The sequence below is a fragment of the Atribacteraceae bacterium genome (assembly GCA_035477455.1).
Classification (GTDB): domain Bacteria; phylum Atribacterota; class Atribacteria; order Atribacterales; family Atribacteraceae; genus DATIKP01.
This window is the reverse complement of record DATIKP010000086.1, coordinates 1-11,474: the sequence shown is the minus strand read 5'-3', so window position 1 is coordinate 11,474 and position 11,474 is coordinate 1. Positions and strand designations below refer to the sequence as shown.

10 protein-coding genes are annotated in these 11,474 nt (G+C 50.6%); 1 reads left to right on the top strand and 9 read right to left on the bottom strand.

Features of this window, described 5'->3' with window-relative positions; all coding sequences use genetic code 11:
• Positions 1-1,073 (bottom strand): MFS transporter (locus VLH40_05450; GenBank protein HSV31453.1); only part of this gene is annotated, 1,073 nt, incomplete at its 3' end.
• A gap of 498 nt (positions 1,074-1,571) precedes the next feature.
• Here VLH40_05450 and rpsT point away from each other — a divergent pair.
• Entirely contained in the window at positions 1,572-1,844 is a 273-nt protein-coding gene (gene rpsT, locus VLH40_05445; GenBank protein HSV31452.1) for a 30S ribosomal protein S20, read from the top strand.
• On the opposite strand, the gene VLH40_05440 is transcribed toward rpsT, so the two are convergent.
• The 8 genes from VLH40_05440 to VLH40_05405 form a co-directional block, all read right to left on the bottom strand.
• On the bottom strand, positions 1,795-2,847 hold the full coding sequence (locus VLH40_05440) for a hypothetical protein (protein HSV31451.1): 1,053 nt from the start codon (positions 2,845-2,847) through the stop codon (positions 1,795-1,797). The genes rpsT and VLH40_05440 overlap by 50 nt on opposite strands.
• On the bottom strand, positions 2,801-5,149 hold the full coding sequence (locus VLH40_05435) for a DNA internalization-related competence protein ComEC/Rec2 (GenBank protein HSV31450.1): 2,349 nt from the start codon (positions 5,147-5,149) through the stop codon (positions 2,801-2,803). Before VLH40_05435 ends, VLH40_05440 begins: the two co-directional genes overlap by 47 nt.
• Positions 5,150-5,687: 538 nt before the next feature.
• Positions 5,688-6,068 carry a hypothetical protein gene (locus VLH40_05430; GenBank protein ID HSV31449.1) on the bottom strand — a complete coding sequence of 127 codons (381 nt, stop codon included), beginning with the start codon at positions 6,066-6,068 and terminating at the stop codon, positions 5,688-5,690.
• Positions 6,065-7,183, bottom strand: coding sequence for an ABC transporter ATP-binding protein (locus tag VLH40_05425; protein ID HSV31448.1), 1,119 nt, complete (start codon positions 7,181-7,183; stop codon positions 6,065-6,067). The genes VLH40_05430 and VLH40_05425 overlap by 4 nt, the downstream gene beginning before the upstream one ends.
• 10 nt (positions 7,184-7,193) lie before the next feature.
• On the bottom strand, positions 7,194-8,063 hold the full coding sequence (locus VLH40_05420) for a carbohydrate ABC transporter permease (protein ID HSV31447.1): 870 nt from the start codon (positions 8,061-8,063) through the stop codon (positions 7,194-7,196).
• A 4-nt stretch (positions 8,064-8,067) separates the two neighbouring features.
• On the bottom strand, positions 8,068-8,970 hold the full coding sequence (locus VLH40_05415) for a sugar ABC transporter permease (GenBank protein HSV31446.1): 903 nt from the start codon (positions 8,968-8,970) through the stop codon (positions 8,068-8,070).
• A 455-nt stretch (positions 8,971-9,425) separates the two neighbouring features.
• Entirely contained in the window at positions 9,426-10,853 is a 1,428-nt protein-coding gene (locus VLH40_05410) for an extracellular solute-binding protein (protein ID HSV31445.1), read from the bottom strand.
• A gap of 149 nt (positions 10,854-11,002) precedes the next feature.
• On the bottom strand, positions 11,003-11,474 hold a 472-nt coding region (locus tag VLH40_05405; GenBank protein ID HSV31444.1), incomplete at its 5' end, for a hypothetical protein.

Here is an 11,474-nt window from a genome sequence, read left to right as displayed (position 1 = left end):
AGGCCGATCCGATCGGCTACCAATCCGAAGAAGCCCGGCCCCAGAGCATTGGTGATGGTCATAAGTCCCATCAGTAGACCAAAGGCCTGTCCCTTGCCCGTAGCCGAGTTCAGCAAGGAAAGCATCATGCTCTGAGACGGCATCACACCCAACCAGCACCCACCGAAAAAGACCAGGATCGGAATCAGAATCCATAAACTTTGAAAACTTCCAATCAAAAAAATCACCGGACCGGTGGCCGCCGCCAGTACCTGGAGTACTGGAAGGGGTTTCCAGCGATCAGCCAAAATACCGGCTATAGGTACAAAGAGCATGCCTCCCAAAAAAATAAAAGCCGACCCGTAATTGGCCGTCCACACTTCGAGGCCCACTTCCCGGACAAGATAGGTGGGAACGAAATTGACGACAGCAGCAATACTGAGAACCCGCACCGTTACGCCCAGGAAAAAAAGAGCACTGACGAGAAAGGGGGTACGGGACGGGACGGGACCGGGATCCTCGTTAGTCTTACCTGAGGGGTCACCAACAATCCCTCCACGGTTGCGAAGATAGAAAATCCCCGCAAAAAGTGCCGGCAAGGCGGAAATGAAGAACAACCCCCGCCAGTCCAGGACCTTTAAAAGCGTCCCGTAGGAAAAAAACATGACGCTGATCCCGAACGTTCCCCAGAATTCGAATTTTCCATAGGTCTTCCCCCGTCTGTGAACAGTCGACTCATCGATCGCGGCATAAATCGTGGGATGATAAGTGCTGATTCCGACGGCGGTCACCAGGATCAGAGCCAGAAAAACAGGAAACGATCCGGCCATACCGGTCAGGACCATTCCGGCGGAAACCGCAAGGAAGCCATACCCAATCAATTTCCACCGAGCAATGCGGTCGGAGCATCGCCCAAAAACGATGGAAAATAGGGCGATAGTCCCCAAAAAAGTCGCGAGCATCCCCCCGGCCATTCCATACCCCAGCCTGAATTGTTCGAGTATCGCTGGCAGGATGGAAGGGAGGATGAACCAGTAAATATCATTCACCCCGTGGCTCATGCCCGCACTGAATTCAAACAAACGACGACTCACCTTTTGCCTCCTGTAAAACCTGTCGATGCATAGAACGTTACTAGGTTGCTGCAGAAAAAACCTTAGCTGAATGGCCTTCCCGGCCGACTTCCTCTCCGCTGTATCCCAACCCCATTCATCCTTCCTGACTACTGTCTGCGTGGCGCAACTGTCTCCTGTTTTCGGTTCTTTTCGTTCCTCCCTGTCGCTCGCTGGCAACCCTGCCTTTGTACCACATCCGCTTCTCGTTAGTCAATCGCTTTCTACGAGAGGTATGCCTCTATACCAGGGGGGTCCAATGTTTCCGGCGGTCCCCAGAACCAAGCACAAACAAGGGGACCGTCGTATGAAATCCTCTGGAAATCCCGCGGACCACTCGTAAAAATCAGCTGGGCGGCTGGCGCTCAATGGCTTGATCTCAAGGGAAGTTTGACAGTGATCTGTTTCCGGTTGTTGAATTTCCAAAAGCATGATGATACAATGGGCTTCGTTCCTGAAAATCCATCACGAGGTGTGAAGATGCCCAATACCAAATCAGCTTTGAAGAGTCTATACAAAAACCGGAAGCGAAGATTGCAGAATCGCATTCAGATGTCTACCACCAAAACACTGATTAAAAAATTCACCCGAATGGTGGACGAGGGAAAGCTTGCTGAAGCCCGGTTGCTGATACCTCAGGTCGCCAAGCAGGTCGATATGGTCGCCTCAAAAGGTGTTTTTCATAAAAACAAAGCCGGGCGTATCAAGTCCCGTCTGACTCGCCGGTTGAATCGGGCGACGGCTGCTTCCTGACCAAAGATCGGGTCTGCTCCGGGCCCTGAACCGCTTGCCACCCGCCGCTTCTCCGCCGGGAAGCTCTTTCAATGGGAACCGCCGTGAAAAAGTCAAGCATCAACAGGTCAAAAGGAATGCTCTGAGACTTTAGCTGCCAGTCCACACGGCTGAGTGCGGCAAAAATCGCTTTGATTTGTTGGACGGTGTACTTCCCAGCGTTTTTCTTAATCTTATTGAATTCGAAAGGGCTGAGTTTTGTGCCTTTCCAAAGATCAACTTTCAATTCTTTCGTTTCCAGGGCCTGGAGCATGAGGCGGAACCTTCGAGCCAGATGGCTTAAAACAAGCGGCGGCGGATACCCAATTTTCATAAGCCCGGTAAACATGCGATAGGCCAAGGAGAGATCTCTGGAGCTTGCGGCATCCAGAAATCCGAAAAGCAATACTTTTTCTGACCGTTCAAAATAGCTTTCCACTTCCCCCGCCTCAATAGAGTTTTTTCCGCTCAGTTGCTTCACCCATTGGGTAATGTCCGACGGCTTGAGGTCATAGTCCCGCCATAACCGAACCAGGATCCCGAGTGCTTGAGGATGTATCGCTCTTCCACACCGGTGGATTAGATTCTCCAGAAATTGCCGATCAGTTGCCGAAACCATCACTATCGGAACTTCCGCCCACCATTTCCCAGGTAATTCCCGAAGCAGATAGAGAACGGTCGTATCAGCACCTAACTTCTTTTCCTCCCACAGAGACATGGCCAACCTACTTCCCACTTCCTCCAGCAGTACCAGTATCCGCCTGGAAAACAACGATGGCTGGCAGAGGTCGTATCTGACTTCCTCCCAATCTTCCTCACTGGTAATACGGACCACCCGTTCGGCCCGGAATCGCGTGAGACAGCGGGGAAGGAAAGCGTCTTCCCAAACGGAACGGCTCACCTGGAGATGAAAACAGATAAATCGCTCTCCCGGCGCGTCACTCTTGATCCACTGTTCGAATCCCAGATTTGCCAAACGTTTCAATCCTCCAACCATCCGGCTTTGGAACCATCCGGACGCCACCGTCCCGCTCGGTGACGAACGTGGTGATGTCCATTTCGTGCAACAATTTCAGGGTCCGGTAATCGGGATGACCGTAGCGGTTTTCTCCTACCGAAATGATAGCAAAAGAACTACCGCTTCGCAAAAGAAGTTCCCGTACTTCCGGCGTGTACTGCCCGTGATGGGGCATAACCAGCACGTCGGCCTCGATATTGTGAGTCCCGTAGCGAAACAATTGCCGCATCCCTTCTTCTTCGATATCTCCGCTGACCAAGACAGAGAGTCCGGGAAGCTCGATCCGAAAAACCAAGGCTTGGTCGTTTACCTTCGGTCCGTCAACCGGATATACCTGTACCAGGATCCGGTCTGCGAAGAAAAACCGGGCCGGATCTTCGATCGGCGACACGTTGCGGGCTTCAAGCGGAGCGCCGTTTTTCCGGTAAAATACCATTTCGACTGGATAGTTTTCCATCAAGGGGCCGGTTCCTGCCTGGTGGTCCTGGTGGGGATGGGTTATGAATATTGCCTCGATGGCTTCGATCCCCTGATAGCGCAAAAACGGGCTGAGAACAGAAGCACCGACGTTCCCATAGTTTCTGACGATTCCCCCGCTATCGAACACGACAGCCCGCTCTCCATACAAAACAGCGGTCCCCAACCCCTGCCCCACATCGAGCACCCAAAATTCGAAAAGTGGACCGGGTTGGAAGACGACCAAGAGCAAGAAGAAAACCACGACCCCGACCAAGGCGACCATCAGCTTTCCCGGCCGCTTTCTCAGATAGAGCACCAGAAGGCAGGCGATCATCAAAAGCCAGACGTATAGCCCTTCCCACTGTTTCGCTCGCGAGGTAAAATCCCAGTACAGGTAAGGAATATGATCCGTAAACCAAGTCGCCAACCCAAGAGAAAAAGACAAAAAAAAGCGAATCAGGGGTAGGATAAACATGCGTAAACCCTGCCACACACCCAGTACCGTTCCCAGAAAAGTCAAGCCAATGGTGATCTGGATGACCGGCATCAAGAGCAGGTTACCGAGAAAGGACAGGCTGGAAAAAGAAAACCCGTGGAGAATCAGAACCGGCAGACTGGTACTGAAAACGCCCAGGGAGACCGTAGTTGACCCTTTCAAGTAACGAAAAAGACCATGGCCCCCGGCTGAGAGGCGGGCAGCCAGGTCGGAAACCAGGAGAATGCCTCCGGTTGCGGTGAAGGAGAGTTGTGCACCGGCATGAAACACGGTTTCCGGCTGAAGAAATAACATGATGACGAATGCCAAACACAGGAAATTGATGGCGGCTACGCTCCTACCCAACTGGCGGCCGATCAGGAAAAGGGCAAACATCAGCCAGGCTCGAAACGCCGAGGGAACGAACCCACAAAATATGAGATAAACGAAGGAAAAGACAATTGCCGAAACCCAAGATATTTTTTTTACCGGGGCATAACCCTGAAAAATAAGCAGAACCAAGCCTCCGAAAAGTGCCATGTGCAGCCCCGATACGCTGAAAGCATGGTAGATCCCCGATTTTCGGAGTACCTCAAAGTACCGGTCAAATGCCTCTCCCCGTTCTCCCCAGACCAACGCGGCAAAAAGAGGATAGGTCTCCCCCAGGTCCTTTTCCCAGCCGGCGAAAAAGCGTTCCCGGAATCGGTGAATCCCGGACAAGACGGTTCTCATTAGCGCCTGTTCTTCGAGAACCGTTAGGGACTCGGCCGTTATTTCCCCAAAAACCCGGCGTTTCCACCAGAAATCGAAAAGGTCCGTCACCCCCGGATTGGCAAAGGAATTGATCAGACGGAAACGGCCCGACAATTGAACATTTATCCCGTCCGTAGCGAGGTCCGCTCCTCGACCCGGTTTGACCAACAGTGACGGGGCGTATCCCGGAAACCCCTTAATATCTCGGAGGAAAAAACGGCGTCCGTCCCATTCCAGGTGCCCCTCGAGGGTCAGGTGTTTTCCATTCATCGGGAGGAGCCGGAGCATCGGAACCTCAAAAACCAGCCCGAACAGCAACGCACCGGCACTGAGCCAGAAGATCGTCATAGTCAGGAAAAAGCCCACATTCTTTGAAAAAAACACAACGGCGGCCAGCAGCGAGACAAGCATGAATAAAACAAGGCTATAATGCGGGATGGACCATTGTTCCCCCAGCAAAAACCCCATCACCAGGAACCCGGTCATAGCCAATACCGGATAGGGAAAAAGAACCGTTCTTCGGTGATTTCCCGCAGGCAAGCCGGTAAAAGTCTGAATCAAATTCTGGACAATCGAATTCACTGTTTTGCAATCCCTTGGTCGCCAAAAATTGCCGTAGGAAATCCCGTTGGCCGAAACAGGTGAATAAGCGGTCTTCACCTCGAAAGGCGCAGCGGGAAAGCTAAGCGCCGTATCGGCTTAAAAGAAATAAAAGGAGGGAAAGATCCCCCAGGGATCAAAAATAAGGCGATATTGGCCGGGCTCCGGCCCCCCCAGCCCACAATCAGCTCTTGTTTTTACATTGTGAAATAAGGACGGATGAGAGGATCGCCCGATCGCTGGCCGAACTGACGTTTTCACCGTGCACTGGGGCGGAACCCTCCAATCATATCGGGTTCGGACTTCACAGGTACTCTCCAACGGCCTTGGAAATATAAATACCGCCTCAGGGCCGAAACCGGATAAAACCCGCTGCCGGGGAGCTTCACCCAACCTTCGATTGCCTTATGCAGTCAGAGATTGTTTTCTCCCACTGCGCCCCTCACCTGCTCTTTTGCATCTGATATTATATCTATTATATCAGCACTACAAGAGATTAAGCGGGTGAAGGTTTAAAAGGTTAAAAATCGATGCCCGGTATTCTCGGTGGCCCCGTGGGAGCAGCAGGATCGGCAGGGGGTACTCCTAGAAAAATTGGCGCCAGATACTGGCTCAGAAAGATCACCGCCATCAGAACCCCAAAAAGGGCTCCCAGCACCCGAAGCGAAAGGACAATAGAGTGATCCCTTTTCGGGAGAAACGTAGTCCAGATGTAAAAAAAACCCCCCAAGGCCATCATCCAAAAACCAGCGGTAAAAAGGGTCACGGTATACGTTTGGCCCATCAGCACAATACCGACCAAAGCTATAACTATGGCAATGGTATCGACCCACTGCTGTGCTTTGACGGTCAGGCGAATCCGCAGTCTTCCTTCGTACGAAGGGATATTTGGCTTACTCATACTAAAATGGCCTCCCCTGAATCCTTGAGGAATAATTTTATCTGATCTTGCTCCAGTTCGATCCACACCTTTTCTTTGACTTGAAAATGAAAAGGAAGCATGGCCTTGAGGCTGATCGATTCCGAGAGCCTTATATGCAATGCTACCTCTTTTCCCTCGGGATCGATGAATTCAACGACACCCGGGATCAGAAATCCGGATTTGCCGGTCTCCGATGTTTGATGAATTTTTATATGCCGGGGGCGTATGCCCATGACGATTGTCTTCTGAGCGAATTGCTGACTTCCCGCTCGTTCTTCAGCCCTGATCCAGCGCTCTTTCTTTATTCTGATTCGCACAGAATCACTCTGCAGGTAACAAGCATCACCATCCTGTGCTGTCCGGCATTCCAGGAAATTCATGGGAGGGGATCCAACGAAATCGGCGACATACAGATTCACCGGTTTGTGAAATATTTCTTGCGGGGGACCGATTTGCACAATTTCCCCCTGGCTCATGATGGCGATTCGATCAGAAAGGCCCATGGCCTCGAGTTGGTCGTGGGTGACAAAGACCATGGACCGCCCCAGACTTTCGTGCAGATGTTTGATATCGGCCCGCATTTTTACCCGCATGTTGGCATCCAGGTGGGAAAGAGGTTCATCGAACAGATAGACTTCCGGATCCCGGATCACCGCTTTGCCGATTGAAACCATTTGTCCTTCGGCAGGGTGAATGTCCCGGGGATATCGGTTGAGGATATGGTTCAACCCGAGAATCGTACTGATTTCCTTGACCTTCTGGTGTATTTTTGCAGCTGGCATTTTTTGAGCTTTCAACGGGAAGGCAAGGTTTTCCCACACGGATATATAGGGGTACAAAGCGACAAACTGAAAAACCATGGCGATGTTTCTCTCGGAAGCGCTGAGATTATTGACTCTTTTGCCCTCAATAAACACGTCCCCTTCAGTCGGAGCCTCGAGTCCGGCTATGATCCGTAAAGTGGTCGTTTTGCCACACCCGGATGGTCCCAGCAGAGAAAGTAGTTCTCCCTCTTCCACCACGATATCGATATTTTTCAAAGCAGTGAAATTTCCAAACCGTTTGACGATATTTCTCAGCTCAACCCGATGCATAATCAAGAACTCACTTTCTGACCGTTCCAAAAGTCAAGCCACGCAGGAGATAGCCCTGAGCGACAAAAGCCAGTATGATGGCTGGAATCACGTAGATGCCCTCGACTGCCGCCAGTAAACCCCAGTCCACCCCTCTTTCTCCTCGCAAAGTAATGGAGAGGGCCACCGGAACTGTGCGGGTTTCCCGGCCGGTGAGCATCAGGGCAAACAAGAACTCGTTCCAGACAAAAATCAAGGAGATTATGAACGTGGCGGCGATGCCCGCCCACACCTGGGGCAACGCGGTTTTGTAAAACGCCCTGAATCGCGACGATCCATCAACCCTGGCAGCTTCCTCTATTTCATGAGGAATGTCATCGAAAAAACTTTTCATCATCCAGATGGCCAGTGGAATGCTGAAGGCGGTGTAAAGAAGAAGCATGCCAATATGGGTGTTCATAATACCCAGCGTCAGGTACATAAGGTATAGGGGAACAACAACCGCAATGGGCGGGAGCATCCGATTGGAAAGAATATAGAACATGAGAAACCCCTTGTTTCTCATGGGAAAACGAGATATCGCGTATGCTGCGAATGTCCCCAGAGCCAGGGCCAAAGCTACACTGAACAGAGATAAAAAAATACTGTTGCTAAAAAAGCGGACAAAGGGGGTCGCCTCCAGAAGCACCTCTCCCGTTCCGGTAGTCACTCGGCGAAAAAAAAGGCGGGAAAAATGATCCAGGGTTGGAGCAAATATAAACCTGGGAACAGGAGAAACAATGTCGGTCCTTGGCTTAAAGGCGGTAAGAAAAACCCATAGCACCGGGGAAAAATAAATCAGACTCACAATGATAGCCACATAAGGCTTGATCACTTTCCACACTCCACGTCGATTGTTCATATAGTCACCTCCTTGCTCCTTCTTGCCGCATGGCGAGTCTCAAGTAGAGATTGGTCAGTACAATTACCACAATAAGCATGATATAGGCGATCGCGGACGACCTTCCGGTATGGTAGTGTTGAAAGGCCACCCGGTAAAGGGTAATAGCCAGCGTTTCAGTGGCCAGACCCGGGCCTCCCGCGGTCATGACCCAGATGGTGTCGAACAAACGGAACGATTCCATGGTTCGCAAGAGAAGGGCTAGAATGAGCAGGGGCTTGATTTGGGGAAGAATTATGTTACGAAACCGCTGCCACCAACTGGCTCGGTCAATATCTCCCATTTCCAACAGATGTTGGGGTATGGACAACAACCCAGCCAGAGTAAACAGCATCACGAAAGGTGACCACATCCAGGTATCCACAAAAACCAGGGAATAAAGCGCTACTGAGGGGTCGATGAGCCAACCGATATTCACGTTGAAAAGAGTTCTAGACAGATATGGAATGATGCCGAAGGTTGGTTCGTACATAAAACGGAAAAAAGCGCCTACCGCAACCGGAGCCATCATCATCGGGCTAAGCATGAGGGCCATGAAAATCTTTTTCCCTTTGAAATTGTCATACATGAGAAAGGCCAGGGAGACCCCCAGCACGAGTTGCAAGCCGACCGCCAGGGCTACAAAATGCATGGATGTCGCAAAACGCGCCCAGATATAAGGATCCCGGATGATTTCATTATAATGCTGAAATCCTATAAAACGGGGTGGAAACGGCCGGAGCACGGAGTAATCATAAAAACTCAATCCCAGCGACCACAAGAGAGGAAAGAGAAATATCCCCAGTAGGATGATAATACAAGGGGCGACCATCGTCGTGGCCAGCCGCCGGTCCAAAAATTTATTCCACCTACTCATTTTTTTCATCATCTCACTCCTATTAATAAAGGATAAAAGGGTAAGAGGATACAAAGCCCTGTGGGAAAGGCATTACCGATTAATTTCTTCTTCGCTTGCCCCTACGCTCCCTGTAGTCCTGTCTGACATATCCGTTGCCCCACGTGTATTATAGAGTTGCCCCCCCGCTATTAATAGGCAGGGGCACAGAACATAAATCCTGTCCTGTCGCTAACACCTCTTGGTGGATTCTTGTTTACCCTATGCGACGATGGCAAGAAGAAGGAGAACTTCATTTTTATCTCGCTGCCGTCAGGTCCTCTGTCAAGTCGACTTCTTTAATTATTATAGCAGTCATCAGTAGGGGGGGGAAACTCACCATTGCTTCTATAATGGACTCAACCGGTCTAGTCGATTCTTGCTTTCCAGGAGAGATTAGCGATAGATGGAAACTCCTGACCCCATCTATCGCTAATCCACACAATGTCTTACTCGGGCAGGTACCCCCAACGAAGCAGGATATCAGTATGGACCTTCGCCACGTGATCCATGGCTTCCCGGGCAGTGATCTCGCCCAGTACGGCTTTGTGGAAGGTTTCCTGAAGTACTGTGAGCATTTCAAAGAAGGGGGGTTCTTTCCAGAAGTCAAGCTGGTGATCCAAGCTATCGGCAAAAGCTCGATGCCAGGGCTTCATCGCAAGGAATTCTTCACTATAGACCACTTCCTCTACGCAGCCAAGACCGCCAGCCTGAGCAAAGCGAGTGGCATTCTCCGGCCTATACCACCACTTGATGAATTCGACGACTTCATCGATGTGCTGGGTTGCCGAACCAATCACGAAAGGCTGCCCACCGATGTTGGAGGTACGGTTGAATTCTCCATTCACATCGATGTGTCCGGGAGGCAGGACCGTTATCAGTTTATCGTGGACTACTGAAAGCTCAGGATCATAGAGCGCTTCGGCAATAACTCCCCAGTTAATGGCGAAGGCGACTATTCCTGCAGCCATGGCGTCGTTGATTTCATACAGGGTATAGTTGATGGCACCGGGTGGGCAATATTCCAACAAACTGATATAGAATTCAAAAGACTCTACATTGAGATCACTGTTGAGTACGTTCTGTACCCGACGGGTTTCCCGGTCCCAGATGTCCCCACCTCTGCCGTAGATATGGGGGAGCAACCCCATGATCAACATATCGTATTCTTTGCCGTATTGTTCGGCCAACCCATAGAAATTACTTTCCAGGACTTCTCCGGCTAAGGTTTCACCGGCTTCCCGGGTGAAAAACTCAAGTATGTCGGTGAACCTGGTCCAATCAAGTTCAAGGAAGTCTTCGTACTCTAAAGGAAGGTCCCAGCCATACTGTTCTCTGAAGGCTGCTCGTTCATCGGGATGGGAAAGAAGGTCGTAACGGGCATGCATGAGTTTAGTGTCGGCAACGGCGGGGAACCCCCAGTAATGCTTACTTCCGTCAGGGTATGAGCCGTAGGCAGAACGGAGAACTGGATGCATGCTGTCCATGATCTCCCGCAACTCTGGGTCTTCTTCTAGGATTGGGTTCAAGTAATAGATAAACCCATTGATCGCCAAATCTCCCAACCACTGACTATCCGCAATGAAAATGTCATAGACCGGTTCCCCTGCCACCAGTGCGGTCATGAGTCTTTCATAATACACACCCCAAGGGAATAAGTCGAATTCCAGCCTCACCGGATAACCGAGTACTTCTTCCGCATGGGCAGTAAAATCACGGGAGATATCAGCCAAAGCCCAGTTCGGCGCCCAGTCCGGACCGGTCACCCTGAGAACTACCTCGTCCTGGGCTGCGGCCAGCCCTCCAATCAGGCTACCAAAGAGCATTAACACCAGTACAATAGCCAACACTTTCACCTTCACAAGACCCATTCCCATTGTCAATAACCTCCTCTTACCAAGGTATTTTGAAAAGGATTTCGAGCCACTATGTGAAACACCTCTTCCTTGTTTTCCGATCTCTCACCTCCTCTTCCAGAACGTAGAATCCCCCGATGGAAGAAAAATGCTTTTACTTTGCTTTTTGCTTACAACAAGACCTCCTCGGTGGAAGGATCAATGAAATGCATACGATTTTTGGAGAAGTAGATCGTTATCCACTCATTGCTGTGGAGGTCGACTGTTCCTATATCACCCACAATCACCATTTTCCATATCAAGTCCTTTATCGTGAGACTTACCAGGAAATAATCCCCATATCCTTCCACGGCGTATATCTTAGCCTGAAAGGAAACCGAATCCCCGTTTGGTTGCTGGATGGTCAGTTCTTCGGGGCGGATACCGAATAATACTTTTTTCTGGAGGTGTCCGTTCAGGCCCGGTATATGAGTATTGTATTGGGTGCTAAAAAAGGGGCATTCGATACGGGTTATACCTTCTAAAGTGGAAACCGATCCCTCGACAAAATTCATGGCTGGATCGCCGACGTATTGCGCGGTGAAAAGATTTTTAGGATGAAGATAGACTTGCTGCGGCGTATCGTACTGCATGAGTCGCCCC